The sequence below is a fragment of the Bradyrhizobium sp. HKCCYLRH3099 genome, from assembly GCF_051167855.1.
Lineage (GTDB): Bacteria > Pseudomonadota > Alphaproteobacteria > Rhizobiales > Xanthobacteraceae > Bradyrhizobium.
On the sequence record NZ_JBNPTW010000003.1, the window covers coordinates 103,752 to 117,561 of the forward strand.

General features: G+C 65.8%; 14 protein-coding genes. 7 read left to right on the forward strand and 7 right to left on the reverse strand.

The features are described from left to right. Nucleotides 1–335: 335 nt before the first annotated feature. Both ACQR1Y_RS08815 and ACQR1Y_RS08820 read left to right on the forward strand, forming a co-directional pair. Nucleotides 336–656 (forward strand): hypothetical protein, encoded by a 321-nt coding sequence (locus ACQR1Y_RS08815; protein ID WP_434858090.1) that lies wholly within the window; start codon nt 336–338, stop codon nt 654–656. Nucleotides 657–822: 166 nt separating this feature from the next. Beyond that, nucleotides 823–2,313 (forward strand): NAD-dependent succinate-semialdehyde dehydrogenase, encoded by a 1,491-nt coding sequence (locus ACQR1Y_RS08820; protein WP_434858091.1) that lies wholly within the window; start codon nt 823–825, stop codon nt 2,311–2,313. A 22-nt stretch (nt 2,314–2,335) separates the two neighbouring features. On the opposite strand, the gene ACQR1Y_RS08825 is transcribed toward ACQR1Y_RS08820, so the two are convergent. Further along, nucleotides 2,336–2,938, reverse strand: a complete 603-nt coding sequence (locus tag ACQR1Y_RS08825) for a hypothetical protein (protein WP_434876276.1) — start codon at nt 2,936–2,938, stop codon at nt 2,336–2,338. Nucleotides 2,939–3,074: 136 nt separating this feature from the next. Beyond that, entirely contained in the window at nt 3,075–5,276 is a 2,202-nt protein-coding gene (locus ACQR1Y_RS08830) for an SLC26A/SulP transporter family protein (RefSeq protein WP_434876275.1), read from the reverse strand. Between the two features lie 159 nt (nt 5,277–5,435). On the opposite strand from ACQR1Y_RS08830, the gene ACQR1Y_RS08835 reads away from it, so the two are divergent. Then, complete coding sequence (locus ACQR1Y_RS08835; RefSeq protein ID WP_434876274.1) at nt 5,436–6,128, forward strand: phytanoyl-CoA dioxygenase family protein; 693 nt, start codon at nt 5,436–5,438, stop codon at nt 6,126–6,128. 5 nt (nt 6,129–6,133) lie between these two features. Here ACQR1Y_RS08835 and ACQR1Y_RS08840 read toward each other — a convergent pair whose 3' ends face one another. Next, the gene (locus ACQR1Y_RS08840; RefSeq protein WP_434876273.1) at nt 6,134–7,222 is read right to left on the reverse strand and encodes a mandelate racemase/muconate lactonizing enzyme family protein; all 1,089 of its coding nucleotides are present in this window, start codon (nt 7,220–7,222) and stop codon (nt 6,134–6,136) included. Nucleotides 7,223–7,353: 131 nt separating this feature from the next. Here ACQR1Y_RS08840 and ACQR1Y_RS08845 point away from each other — a divergent pair, with 131 nt between their 5' ends. Then, nucleotides 7,354–8,223, forward strand: coding sequence for an ornithine carbamoyltransferase (locus ACQR1Y_RS08845; protein WP_434876272.1), 870 nt, complete (start codon nt 7,354–7,356; stop codon nt 8,221–8,223). A gap of 15 nt (nt 8,224–8,238) precedes the next feature. Here ACQR1Y_RS08845 and ACQR1Y_RS08850 read toward each other — a convergent pair whose 3' ends face one another. Further along, a complete protein-coding gene (locus ACQR1Y_RS08850) occupies nt 8,239–8,544 on the reverse strand; it encodes a hypothetical protein (protein ID WP_434876271.1) in 306 nt (101 codons plus the stop codon). Between the two features lie 152 nt (nt 8,545–8,696). On the opposite strand from ACQR1Y_RS08850, the gene ACQR1Y_RS08855 reads away from it, so the two are divergent. After that, nucleotides 8,697–9,374 (forward strand): HAD hydrolase-like protein, encoded by a 678-nt coding sequence (locus ACQR1Y_RS08855; RefSeq protein ID WP_434876270.1) that lies wholly within the window; start codon nt 8,697–8,699, stop codon nt 9,372–9,374. Nucleotides 9,375–9,473: 99 nt separating this feature from the next. Next, nucleotides 9,474–10,151, forward strand: a complete 678-nt coding sequence (locus ACQR1Y_RS08860; protein ID WP_434876269.1) for a nitroreductase — start codon at nt 9,474–9,476, stop codon at nt 10,149–10,151. Between the two features lie 150 nt (nt 10,152–10,301). On the opposite strand, the gene ACQR1Y_RS08865 is transcribed toward ACQR1Y_RS08860, so the two are convergent. Beyond that, entirely contained in the window at nt 10,302–11,006 is a 705-nt protein-coding gene (locus ACQR1Y_RS08865) for an alpha/beta fold hydrolase (protein WP_434876268.1), read from the reverse strand. A gap of 72 nt (nt 11,007–11,078) precedes the next feature. Beyond that, on the reverse strand, nt 11,079–11,558 hold the full coding sequence (locus tag ACQR1Y_RS08870; protein ID WP_434858101.1) for an Lrp/AsnC family transcriptional regulator: 480 nt from the start codon (nt 11,556–11,558) through the stop codon (nt 11,079–11,081). Here ACQR1Y_RS08870 and ACQR1Y_RS08875 point away from each other — a divergent pair. Further along, a complete protein-coding gene (locus tag ACQR1Y_RS08875; RefSeq protein ID WP_434858102.1) occupies nt 11,526–12,083 on the forward strand; it encodes a nuclear transport factor 2 family protein in 558 nt (185 codons plus the stop codon). The genes ACQR1Y_RS08870 and ACQR1Y_RS08875 overlap by 33 nt on opposite strands. A gap of 799 nt (nt 12,084–12,882) precedes the next feature. Here the strand turns inward: ACQR1Y_RS08875 and ACQR1Y_RS08880 are convergent. Beyond that, nucleotides 12,883–13,797, reverse strand: coding sequence for a phosphoribosylaminoimidazolesuccinocarboxamide synthase (locus ACQR1Y_RS08880; RefSeq protein WP_434876267.1), 915 nt, complete (start codon nt 13,795–13,797; stop codon nt 12,883–12,885). Nucleotides 13,798–13,810 lie beyond the last annotated feature (13 nt).

Consider the following 13,810-nt stretch of genomic DNA (forward strand, 5'->3'; position numbering starts at 1 on the left):
TCCGTTCCGCTCTTATTGGCGGTACCGAATTGTTCCCCGGCCGGCGTTGGGCAGCAAGAACCCGCAGGGACGCAGCTGATCGCGATCTCGTGATGATGCGGCGCGATCACAGGCCCTCGGGACTTGTTCGTTCAATCGGCCACAGCGCTTCAAATTGTTCAGAGAATCATGATTAGTTCCATGAGGTCGCTGGTCCGACACATAGGCGCCATGTTCCCGCCGCGGGCTTGGGACTGTTGTGAGTTGCAACCATTTCTGCATTAAAGGGTTCAAGAACCGGCCTTTTCCGGCCGGACACACGTGTTTTGGCGGCAACGTCCGCCGTTGGGGGCGATATGATTTCGACTTGGAGCGAGTGGAAGCGGTATCCGCGGCCGGGCCGCGGTGACAATATCGAGGCACCGATCACGCCTGGGATCTACGAGGTCCGCATTGCCGCCACTGGCGCGCTGTATTCGTTCGGCGCGGTGGACAATGTGGCGCAGGCGCTGGCGCTGCTGCCCGTGGGGCAGAAATCCTGGTTCGGCCGCCGTGATCCCGCGGCTTTGCCCGATCTCGAATACCGGACCTGCGCGACCTCGACCAAGGCCGACGCCAAGGCCGCGGCGGAGCGGATGATCGGCCGTCGTGAGACCTACATGAGCGGCGCGGCCTAAGGCCCGCTCTGCGCGGTGCCACTTCGTAGAGCACCGCCTTTGGTGCCGTCAAGGCACGGTTGGCCCGGTCGAATGTACCGGTCCCGAGGCGCACACGCGGTGCGCCTACGGCCGGCGGTGGCTATATTCGCATGCGACAGAACGATCGCTTCGAGGGAGCCGCCAGATGACATCGACCGCCACCGCCCGCGTATCCGCCACCGCCAGCCTGCGCGACCGCCTGAAGGATCCGTCGCTGCTGCGTGAGCAGTGCTACATCGACGGCGCCTGGGTCGGTACGCCGGTGTTCCCGGTCGTCAATCCCGCCACCGGTGTCGAGCTCGCCAAGGTCGCCCAGCTCGGCGCCGCCGAGACCACGCAGGCCGTCGAGGCCGCCGCGCGCGCCTTTCCGCTGTGGGCCAGGCAGACCGCCAAGCAGCGCTCCAACATCTTGCGCAAATGGTTCGAGCTGATCGCGGCCAACCGCGAGGATCTCGCGCTGATCCTGACCTCCGAGCAGGGCAAGCCACTGGCGGAAGCGCTCGGTGAGGTCGATATCGGCGCCGCCTATATCGAGTTCTTCGCCGAGGAGGCGCGCCGCGTCTATGGCGAGACCATTCCGACGCAGAAGCCGGACGCGCGCCTGCTGGCGCTGAAGCAGCCGATCGGCGTCTGCGGCGCGATCACGCCGTGGAATTTTCCGAATTCGATGATCACCCGCAAGGTCTCGCCGGCGCTCGCCGCCGGCTGCACCGTGGTGCTGAAGCCCGCCAATGAGACGCCGCTGTCGGCGCTGGCGCTCGCCGTGCTGGCCGAGCGCGCCGGCATCCCGAAGGGTGCGCTCAACATCATCACCGGCGACGCGCCGCCGATCGGCAAGGTGCTGTGCGAGCACCCGGCGGTGCGCTTCGTCGGCTTCACCGGCTCGACCGAGGTCGGCAAGATTCTGTATCGGCAGTCCGCCGGCACGGTGAAGAAGCTCGGGCTCGAGCTCGGCGGCAACGCGCCGTTCGTGGTGTTCGACGATGCCGATGTCGATGCGGCGGTCGAAGGCGCTGTTGTCTCGAAGTACCGCAACATGGGCCAGACCTGCGTCTGCGCCAACCGGCTCTATGCGCAGGACGGCATCTACGACGCCTTCGTCGAGAAGCTGGCTGCCAAGGTCGCGGCGATGAAGATCGGCGAGGGCACCGAGGCCGGCGTTGTGCAGGGGCCGCTGATCAACGCCGAGGCGGTCGAGAAGGTCGAGCGCCACATCGCCGATGCGGTCAAGGGTGGCGCCAAGGTCGTCACCGGCGGCAAGCGCCACGCGCTCGGCCGTACCTTCTTCGAGCCGACCGTGCTGCGCGACGTGAAGGCGGACGCGCTGGTCGCGCATGAGGAGACCTTCGGCCCGCTTGCTCCCGTCATCCGCTTCAAGGACGAGGCCGACGTGATCGCGATGTGCAACGCCTCGCCATTCGGTCTCGCGTCCTACTTCTACGCCCGCGACCTCGGCCGCGTCTGGCGCGTCGCGGAGGCGCTGGAATCGGGCATGGTAGGCGTCAACACCGGTCTCATCACCACCGAGGTGGCGCCGTTCGGCGGCGTCAAGGAGAGCGGCCTCGGGCGCGAAGGCTCGCACCACGGCATCGAGGAATATCTCGAGATCAAATATGTGATGATGGCCGGGGTGTAAGCCCCGGCCCGCCGGCCGGCCGCTAAACGGCCGAGGGCAGCTTGTTGACCGGGACGGAGTAGGATTTGTTGCCGAGCTGGTAGATGACCGTCCCGCTCTTGCCGTCCTTGGTCGAGAGTTGCGTCTGCTCGAACATGATGACGTCGTTGTAGACGAGGCCGGTGCCCGTGCGGGTGATGCCGTTGTTGGTCACGCTGACCTGCGCCTGCTTGCCGTTGACCGACAGCACGCGGAAGCTCGCGCTCATGCCGTTGTCGCCGGAATAGCCTGCCCAGCTGCCGGCGAGATTGCTTTCGCTGGCGGGCGGCACCTGCTTCTCCAGCACGGCGCTGGCCTTGCCGCCGCCGGCCGAGAACAGCAGCACCGCGTTCTTGCCGTTCTTGGTGCCGAGCGTGACCGCGCCGAAATCGATGGTGGAGCCGTTGACCTGGCCGATGCCGCGTTCGGTGCGGCCATTGTGGGTGTATTCCACCGTCGCCGCCGCGCCTCTGATGTTCACGACCTTGAAGCTCACGGCCTGGCCGTTGGCGGTCCAACTGCCCTTCCACTCGCCGAGCAGATTGCTCTGGCGGTAGACCCGCTCCATCGCGGGTGAGATGTAGCTCGTGCTGGAAACGACGGCCATGGGCTCGACTGAAGCGCGCGAACGCTTCCTTTCCTCATGTTTCAGAACGTGACAATCGATGTCCTCCGAGCCGTACGCCCGCCCGGTTACCAGGGCGTTAACTCCCGGGGGGTGACGGGGATCGCGGCGCGATGACCTATCGTCGCAGCACGGCGATGGTGCGGTTGGCGAAGCTCAGCCGCTCCGCCATGATCGTCACGAAATAGGTGAGAAGCTTCTGCGCCAGCGCCGGATGCTCGCGCGTGATCGCCTCGAAGCGCGGGATGGTCAGCTCATACAGCACGCTGTCGGTCTCGGCCTGAATCGTGGCGCTGCGCGGCGTGTGCGCCACCAGGCCCATCTCGCCGATCGTGGTGTAGCGGCCGAGGCTGCGCACCCGCGTGGTGCCGCCATGTTCCGCCGGCACCATGATGCCGACCCGGCCGTCGAGGATGAAGTGCATCGAGGCAGCCGGGTCGCCGGCGCGGACGATCGTCGTACCGGCGGCGACGTCGAGCCGCTCGCAGCGGCCGATCAGCTCCTCGGCGTCGGCGGCGCTGCCGAGGATGCGCGCGAACCAGTCGCGCAGCGATGCCTCGTCCTGCGCCTGGCCCTGGTGGCGCGCGATGATCGCGTTCTCGCACCATTCGAGCGCGTGATCGAGCTCCGGCGCGACCGAGACCTCCTTGCTGATGAATTCGCCGGCGCGCAGCGCGCGTGCCACCGCCGGCGACAGATGCACCAGCACCAGGCGGATGTCGCGCTCCTCGGCGAGGCGCTTGATCTGCGCGAAGCTGTAGGCGGCCGATGAGTCCATGCCGGTGACGAGCTTGAAGTCGAACACCAGGAAGCGGCACTCCGGTCGCCGCGACAGCAAGGCCTTGACCTGCTGGTAGAGCCGGTTGGCCGAGCCGAAGAACAGGTAGCTCTGCAGGTTCAATCCCTGGATCTCGCGGCCATGCGCCGCCAGCACCGCCTGGTCGTCGCGCGAGCGATCGAGCGAGGAACGATATTCGGTGCCGTCGAAGGCGTATTTCACGGCACTGATCCGCGCCGCGCTCAGCGCAAAGGCGGCGCAGCCGATCACGACGCCGATCAGGATGCCGGCGATGAAGCCCCAGGCCAGGATGATCGCGATGATCAGCAGCAGCGAGGCATAGTCGGTCCTCGACAGCCGCCGCCGCGACTGCACCGCCCATTTGTGCAGCGTATCCGCGCCGAGATACAGCAGCAGCCCGCCGAGCACGAATTTCGGCATGTAGCCGAGCAGCGGCTGCGCCAGGGCCAGCATCAGCAGCGAGATGACGGCGACGGTGAGGCCGGAGATCCGGCCGGAGCCGCCGGCCTTGACGTTGAGCACGGTGCGGCTGATCGAGATGCAGCCGGTATAGCCGCCGAGCACGCCGGCCAGCGCATTGGCGACGCCGGTGACCGCGAGCTCGCGCTCGATATTGGCCTCGTGATGGGTCGCGACCTCTATGCCCGCGGTGTTGAACAGCGTGCTCGCCGCGGTAACGAACACGACGGCCACGAGATTGCCGGCGACGTCAGGCAGCGCCGCCCAGGGGTAGCTGCCGAGCTCCGCCGCCGTCCACGGCCACACCAGCGCGACATGCGGCGGCGGCTGGAACGTCCAGCCCATCGTCTGCGCATCGGCCGGGCTGATGCCGGAGAGCCAGAAGCCGAGATGCGCAGCGACCGTGCCGCTGACCAGGATCACCGGCAGGCCGAACGGATTGCGCGAGCGGTGCCACGTCAGATAGAGCAGCAGCGCCATCGCCGCCGCGGCGGCGAGCTCATAGGCGGTCTGCGCGTGCGCCAACGTCGACAAGGTCGAGAGCTGCGGCCGCTGTCCGGTGATCACGCCGACCGCGCCGATCACGATCAGCGCGCCGGTGGCGCCGAGAAAGCCGCCGACCACGGGGTAGGGCACGTAGCGGATGGCGCGGCCGAGCCGGCTCATGCCGCAGGCCCACAGCACCAGCCCGGTGACGAGGCTGGTCAGCCCGAGCGTGATGACGACCGGCATCAGCAGCGGCGCCGCCGGATCGGTCGCGACCAGCCGCTCCACCAGCGAGCCGGCGAGAATGGCCGTCACGGCCGCGGTCGAACTGTCCGGCGCGCCGATCGCAAATGGCAGCGAGCTCGCGAGCGCCAGCACCAGGGCGATGACGGCCGAGACCGCGAAGGTGATGCCGATGCCCTGGCCAAGATGCGGTGCGAGCGGGCCTGCGAAGATCAGCAGCGCATAGGACAGGCCGTAGGTGACGCTCAGGACGCTGGCAGCCGATCCGCCGAGAACGTCGTCGAAGCCGCGCCGCGCGAGCGGGCCGCCGCGGGCTGAAAGAGAATTGTCCACGTTCGAATATGCCTCAAACCAATCGACGGCTTTGGTACGGCGGCGCGAGCGCGGCGCAAGCGAAATCTTCGTCCATGTCGCCGGCGCGCGGGCGGCGCTTGCGCGGCGCAGATGCTTCGTTGAGGATGCGGCCTGGCCGACACGACACCTTGGGGCTGCATGACCGCCGCGCTGACCACGATCGCCACGACCCGCGTCGCGACGCTCGACGCCGCCGATGCGCGGCGTCTGGATATGGACGGCTATCTGCTGTTGCGCGGCGCGGTCCCAACTGCGTGGATCGCCGCGCTGCGTGAGGCGTTCGAGCAGGGGTCGATTCCATCCGACCAATGGCCGGTCCCGCGCGGCCGCGACTGGCGCCATGCGATGGTCGATGCCGACGCGACCGTCCAGCAACTCTGCCGCCTGCCCGCGATGCTGGCCGCCGTGCATCACATCCTGCAGGCGCCGTTCTTCCTTGGCCAGGTCGAGGGACGCGAGCCGCTGCCCGATGGCGGCCAGCAGCCGCTGCATCGCGACAGCGTCACGCGCGGGCGCAAGGAGGCGGTGTCGGCGCTGGCCTTTCTCGATTCCTACTGTTCCGACAACGGCGCCACGCAGATCGCGCCCGGCACACATCATCTCGACGCCGATGATGCGCAGGCGGCGCCGTTCGTCACGGCGGGCCAGGCCGGCGACATCCTGCTGTTCGACGTCGATCTGCTGCATGGCGCCACGCGCAACCGCAGCGGCGCGCGCCGCCGCTCGCTGCTGATCACCTACGCGGTGGCGACGCAATTGGAGGAGTGGCGGCGAACGCGTGACTTGCGCGCCGTGCGCCTGGCGTATGATGAGGTGTTCGCCGGCGCGTGAGCGCCTCACCCCGCGAGCTTCGCCAGTCCCTCCCAGTCGAAACGGATGCCGTGACCCGGCCGCGACGCGGCCTGCGCCATGCCGTTCTCGAGCACCAGCGGATGCTCGATGTAGCGGTCCAGGCCAAAGCCGTGCGCCTCGAGATAGGAGCGGTTCGGACAGGCGGCGAGCAGGTGCACGGTGATGTCGTGCGCACCATGGCTGGTGACCGGCAGGTTGAACGCTTCCGCCAGCCGCGCGATCTTCATGAAGGCGCTGACGCCGCCGCAATTGGTGACGTCGGGCTCGGGATAGGACACGGCGCCGGCGGCGATGTAGTTCTTGAAGTCCCATAGCGAGCGCAGGTTCTCGCCGGCCGCGATCGGCACGCCGCCGGCGGCGAGAATCCGCGCGTGGCCCGCGATATCGTCGGGAATGGTCGGCTCCTCCAGCCAGGTGAGGTCGAACGGTTGCAAGGCGCGCGCCGCGCGGATCGCCTCCTCCACCGTCCACGTCATGTTGGCATCCGCCATCAGCGCAAAGCCGTCGCCGAGATGCTCACGCATCGCCTTCACGCGCGCGACGTCGGCGCCGAGATCGGGCCGTCCGACCTTCATCTTGATGGCGCGAAAACCGCGCGCGAGATTGTCGTCGGTCTGCTTCAGCAGCGCATCGATCGAGAGATCAAGATCGATGCCGCCCGCATAGCACGGCACCCGCGCATCGAAGCCGCCGAGCAGGCGGAACAGCGGCAGGCCGGCCCGCCGCGCCTTCAGGTCCCACAGCGCGATGTCGAGCGCCGACAGCGCCAGCACGACAGGGCCGCCGCGCCCTCCATAATGCAGGCCCCACCACACCCGGTGCCAGATGGCCTCGGTGTTGTCGGCCTCGTAGCCTGCAACCAGCTCGGTGATCTCGCGCTTGAGAATGTCGGCCACGGCATAGCCGTTGCGGCCGACGGTGTAGGTGTAGCCTGTGCCCTCGGCACCGTCGGCGTCACGCACGCGGCAGGTGATCAGCTCGAACGCCGTCATCTCGCCATGCGTGCTGTCGGACAGCGTCACGCTGAGCGGAATGCGATACAGCCCGGTCTCGATCGTTGCGATCTGTGCCATCGACGCGGTTCCTTCCCTGGATTTTTCACGAAGGTTATGCTCGTGGTGGGGGCAGGGCAATCGCGAACGGCGCATGACCGACACCGGCCTTCAGACCGATCGGCCCGCCCTTGAGGATGTGATGAGAGTGCATGGTGGGTGAGCGCGACATCCTGGCCCTGGGTGACCTCGACAGCTCCGATATCCTCGGCATGCTGATGCGCGCGCAGGAACTCGCCGCCTGCTGGCGGGCGCGCGCGATGCCGCAAGCGCTCGCAGGCCGCCGCATCGCGCTCGTGGTCGATGATGGCGGCTGGCGGAACACCACGGCCTTCGATCTCGGCGTGCAGGCGATGGGCGGTCTCTGTGTGCACGCGCCGATCCGTCTCAACGCGACGGAGGCGATCGAGGATCTCGCCGCCTATCTCGACAACTGGTTCGATGCCGTGGTCTGCCGCACGCCGGAGCTCGAGATGCTCTATGCATTGTCGCACTGGGCGCAGGCACCGGTGATCAACGCCCGCACGCGGCAGAATCACCCTTGCGAGACGCTCGGGGACCTCGCCTTCCTGTGGCATCGCCGCGGTACCATCGACGGCCTGAAGATTGCCGTGGTGGCGCCGGCTGCCAACATCCTCGGCTCCTGGATCGAGGCCGCGCAGGTGCTTCCGATCGACGTCGTTCAGGTCTATCCGGCGCGGTGGCATGCGCAGGGCGAGTCTCCGCGCTTCCACGTGACGACTGATCTTGCCGCCTTGCAGGACGCCGACGTGATCATCACCGATTGCTGGCCTGGGGATGATGAGGCCGGCGCCTTGCAGGACTATCAGATCACCGCAGATCTCCTCGACGGTCTGCGGCCGGATCTGGAGTTCCTACCTTGTCCGCCGGTGACGCGGGGGCAGGAGGTCTCCGACGATGCGATGCGGCACCATACCTGTCGCGTGACGCAAGCGAAGGCATTTCTGTTGCATGCCCAGAATGCCGCGCTCGAATGGGTGTTCGGCAGGGGCGCGGATTGAAGACTTGACCCTGATCTACCGTGCTTTCGACTCCGTCGATTCTTCGATCAAGTCGGCGGCGCGGTCCGATCGCACGAGCTCTTGGACGGCTTGTTCGATTGCGGCGCGCGTCACGGATTCGACGACAACCAGATTCGGTTCGAAGAACGGCTTCCCGCGCTTGAAGTCGGATTGAATCTCCTGGCCGAGGCGAGCGGGATCATAGACGTTCAGACAATATCGTCGGTCTGAAACGATAACTGTCAGCGTAAACCACCCCTTCGCCGTCACTTCCCATTCGTAGTTGGCGAAGTCGTCCGGCCATTCGATGGAGAAGTCCATTCGTGTGATCCTCCAGTCATGCTGGGCGTTGAAGGCCAGCCGGCGCATCCTGCGTCAGAAGAGATTTGACGCAAAGGACTGCGTGACGAGCCGTCCCCGCGACGGGGCGATATCGAGGTTGGCGCTTTTGCCGCTCGGCGCTATGCTCGGCCATGTCTTCGCTTCACTCTTCCATTCATTCGGTTCTGCTTGATCTCGACGGCACTCTGATCGATTCACGCCCCGGCATCGCTGCCAGCACGCGGGCCGCTCTACGATCGCTCGGACATACGCCCGACGACACGCTCGACATCGCCGCCTTCATCGGGCCGCCCTTGCAGGACATGCTGCATGCGCTGCTGCAGGCCCATGGCGACGACCGTGTCGACGAAGCCGTTCTGGTCTATCGCCGGCATTATGGCGATGTCGGCCTGTTCGACTGCGCGCTCTATCCGGGTATCCGTGAGGCATTGCTGGAGATGCACGGCGCCGGCCTGCGGCTCTATCTGGCGACATCGAAGCGTGAGGTGTTTGCGCGCCGCATCCTGGAGCATCTCGAGCTGGCATCGTTGTTCACCGCCATCCATGGCTCGGTGCCGTCAGGCGCACTGGACCACAAGCCCGAGCTGCTCGCGCATATTCTCTCGATGCGGAATATCTCCGCGCGCGACGGCGTCATGATCGGCGATCGCCGCCACGACATTGCCGGCGCACACGCGGTGGGCCTGCGCAGCCTTGGCGTGCTCTGGGGCTATGGCAGCCGTGATGAGCTGGAGACGGCCGGTGCAGACCGCCTGGTGGAAAGTCCCTTCGATCTGGCGCGCATGATTGCGTCGATGGACACACGATAGCGCGCGGAAAGGTCTTGCTGGCGGTCGCCAATCTTGCGCCGGAACTCAAAAGCCGCGAAGATCGCGACCAAACAAACTCAGGGCAGGAAGTCCACGCACATGGAATTCGACGACGTCATCCTCGGCCGCCGCAGCATTCGCGGCTACAAGCCCGATCCGGTGCCGCGCGCGCTGATCGAGGAGATCATCACACTCGCGATGCGCGCGCCGTCGTCGATGAACACCCAGCCCTGGAATTTCTACGTCATCACCGGCGAGCCGCTCAACCGCATCCGCGCCGGCAACACCGAGCGCATGGTCGCCGGTGTCCCGCAGTCGCGTGAATTTCGCACGGGCCAGCCGTTCGCAGGCCATCACCGCGACCGCCAGGTGCAGGTCGCCAAGCAATTGTTCTCCGCGATGGGCATCGCGCGCGACGACAAGGACAAACGCCAGGACTGGGTGCTGCGCGGCTTCCGCCAGTTCGACGCCCCGGTCTGCATCATCGTCACCTATGACCGCGTGCTCGACGGCAGCGACGACACGCCGTTCGATTGCGGTGCGGTGACGACGGCGCTGGTCAACGCCGCCTGGTCACGCGGCCTCGGCGCTGTCATCAACAGCCAGGGCATCATGCAATCGCCGGTGGTTCGCGAGCACGCCGGCATCGCCGACGACCAGATCATCATGAAGAGCATCGCGCTCGGCTGGCCGGATCACGATTTCCCGGCCAATGCCGTGGTCTCCGAGCGCAAATCGGTCAAGGACGCGACGGTGTTCGTCGGGTTCGAGGAGTAGTTGACACCTCGTAGGGTGGGCAAAGCAGCCGCCGCAGGCGGCAGCATGCCCACCGTCTATCCGCGCATGCTCCAGCAAGACGGCGGGCACGGCGTCACCACGAGCTCGCCCGGAGATGCACCGCGCTCTCGCCTTTGCCACCCTGCCGATTCAATCGTGAACGGGTGCAACGCGCTCGCAGAACGCATCGATGACCATGGCAGCAGCTTTGGCATGAGTCGCCAGCAACATGTGGGGCGCATCAAGCTCGCACAGCTCGCAATCGGGCCGAGCCGCAAGGATGTCCGAGATTTCTCTCTGACCAATGAGCAGGTCCGCACTGCCGTGCATGCACAGCATCGGGCAGGTGGTCGCACGCAATCGGTCGCGCCGGTCGATCCGGAGCGCGTCTTTGGCCCGCGCGCGCAGGACCGCCGGCGGCAGCGAGCGCAGGACGTCTTGCAGCCGTTGCCTGAGCTCCGGCGTTGTCGCCGATCCCATGATGGCTGCGGCCATGAGCGTGGACGGCATCCATCGCGCATCGAGCAGCCAAGTGAGCGGCGACATCCACCGCGGCAGCGGATGCCGCGCAAAGCTTGACGCAAGGATGAGCCCGGCGACTCGCGGGTTCGTGGCTGCGATCTCGATTGCAATCGGTCCAGAAAATGACTCCCCCAGAATGACGAAGCGATGCCGAGGCAAGCGCTCGCCGACGAACCGTGCGAGCTGGTCGTAGTCGAGGTACCGATCGAAGGGATAGGCGATGATGTGCGTAGGGCGGTTCGCCGACAGACGTTCGGCGAGGGGCTTCAGCAACTGTCCAGTCCCGTCCATGCCGGGCAGCAGGATGATCGGGGCGTTGGTGCTCAGGCCCATGACCAGGCTGCCGCGACCTCTTGCGCACGACTCCTCGAAATCATTGCTCTCACTCTCCGACTGTCCACACCCTCAGAGCGGTTCTGAAAGCGGCAACGGGGCCGTTGCCTTGCGGGTCTGAATGGCGATATTGCTTTTGACCTCCCGGACGATCGGCAGGTTCAGCAATCGTTCGACCAGGAAGCGCCGGTAGTGCTCCAGATCGGCCGTCACGACTTCGAGCAAGTAGTCTGAGTCGCCGGACACCAGATGACAGGCGAGGACTTCGGGCATCGCGCAAACGGTGTCCTCGAAGTCGAGCGCGTGCACGTTGGCATGTCCCTCGATCTTGACGGCGAGGAACGCGGAAAAGCCCAGCCCCACGCTGTCGCGGTTGAGCACCGCGCGGTAACCTTGAATGATGCCATCGCGCTCCAGCCGCTTTACGCGCCGAAGGCATGGAGAAGGTGACAGTCCGACGCGATCCGCAAGCTCGACATTGCTCAGCCGTGCATCAGCTTGCAGCTCGCGGATAATGCGATGGTCGATGGCATCGAGCGTGATTTTTGGCATGTCTCGCCCAATCCGGCTGCTGAAGGGACAATTCATTGCGCCGAGGATCGGGAGGTTAGCACAGTTCGCAAGGACATGCTGCGGCGTTCCGCGCCAAGATCAAGGGCAGTCAACACCACCCGTGAGCTGAACATGACAGATCCTGCACCGCCCCACACACTGCTTTCTACCGTCGATCGTTACTTCGACATGATGTTCGACTTCGACGTCAGCCGTTTCGATCGTGTGTTCGCACCCACAGCGCAGTTGCACGGCTTCCGCGATCAGGCGCTGCGCGTTCTGACCGCGGCCGAATATCGCCATGTGCTGGAAACAACTCCCTCGCCGGAAGCGAAAGCGGCGCCGCGTCAGCAAGAGGTGCTGCTGGTCGATCTGGCATCGGCAACGCAGGCGCTCGTGAAGGTGAGGGTCAGGATCGATCGGATCCTCTATCTCGACTATCTCTGTTTTCATCTGATCGACGGCGCATGGCGGGTGACCGCCAAGTCATTCCATGTCGAGCATCAGTTTGCGGAAGGCGATTGATGGCTGAGTGGTGTCGATCGCTGGCTGGGGTCGTGGCGCTTGCGCGAACGGTGACCCATCCGGGCGGGCAAAAAGACGCTTGCTAAAAATCAGAAATCATGCTTTGATGCGCCCATCCCGTCCTCATGCAGAGGGGCGTACGCGTCGTCACGATACGTAGAGGCGGGGAGCGGTGGCCGCGGGTCTGTCAGGTGCTGATGCGCTGGACGATGGACAGCTCGCGGACGTTCAAGCCGTGTGGTCCTGGCGCCCCGATGCTGGCGTCAAGTCGGTGTGACGTGATCCTTGACAGGACGTGTCGCACTGGCGACGGGGGCAAGAAAGCCCGGTCCCCGGGGAGAGCTCGGAGCAGACGTTAAACCCATCGCGCAGGGAGGGCCGGGATGTCTCGGCTGAACCTGTGGTGACCGCCGCGTGCATTCTTTTTCGCACGCGGGCCATGGGAGCAGCCAGCTCCCGGCCTTCCCTGCGCCCTCGGCATTTTCGGAGGGCTCTGTTTTGATCAACTCGGGCGCGACGGCGCTGCGGGCGTATTGGTGCGCATCATGATGATCTCGCCGAGCGGACCCCCACCCCCGACCCCTCCCCGCAAGGGGGAGGGGAGACGACAGAGCGTGCCTCTTGCCACAAGATTTCGAGCAGAAAGGCTGAGGAGTTCGAATTGACCAAGAAAGCGGCCGCAGATTGGCCCCTCCCCCTTGCGGGGAGGGGTCGGGGGTGGGGGTCCCCGATGCACACTGTCGATGATGCGCTAAGACAAAAAGCCCAACCCAACCGTCAACGCATGAGCCTGCGATCTTCAGATATTCAGCTCACTCCCCGTCACGCGCCGGAACGCTTCGAGATAGCGCTGGCTGGTCGCGTCCACCACGCTTCGAGGCAGCGGCGGCGGAGGAGCTTCGCCGTTCCAGCGGCCCGCCTTGCGTTCGGAATCCAGATAGTCGCGCAACGGCTGCTTGTCGAAGCTCGGCTGCGGCTGGCCCGGCTGATAGGCATCGACGGCCCAGAACCGCGAACTGTCGGGCGTCATCACTTCGTCGATCAGGATGATGTTGCCGTCCTTGTCGCGGCCGAACTCGAACTTGGTATCGGCAATGATGATGCCCTGCTCGCGGGCGAGCTTTTCGCCGAGCGTATAGACCGCGCGCGTCATGCTCTCGAGCGTATACGCCGTGTCGTCGCCGACCACCTCGCGCATCCGGGCGATGGTGATGTTCTCGTCGTGGCCGGTCTCGGCCTTGGTCGCCGGGCTGAAGATCGCGGGCTCCAGCTTCTGGCTCTCGACGAGACCTGCGGCCAACTGCTCGCCGGCCAGCGTGCCGCTCGCGGCGTATTCCTTCCAGGCCGAGCCGGAGAGATAGCCGCGGATCACGCATTCGATCGGAAACACGGTGGTGCGCTTGCACAGCATCGCGCGGCCCAGAATCTCCTCGCGATGCGGCTTCAGCTCGGGCACCGCGGCGATGATCTCATCCGTATCGGCCGAGATCATGTGGTGATGCACGACGCCTTCGAGCGCGCTGAACCAGTAGGACGAGATCTGCGTCAGCACCGCGCCCTTCATCGGGATGGTCTCGTTCATCACGACGTCGAACGCGGAGATGCGATCGGTGGTCAGCAGCAGCACGCGGTCGTCGCCGACGGCATAGATGTCGCGGACCTTGCCGCGGCCGATCTTCGGGAGCGGCAGATTGCTGGCGAGAAGCGTGGTCATGGGTCAGGGCCTT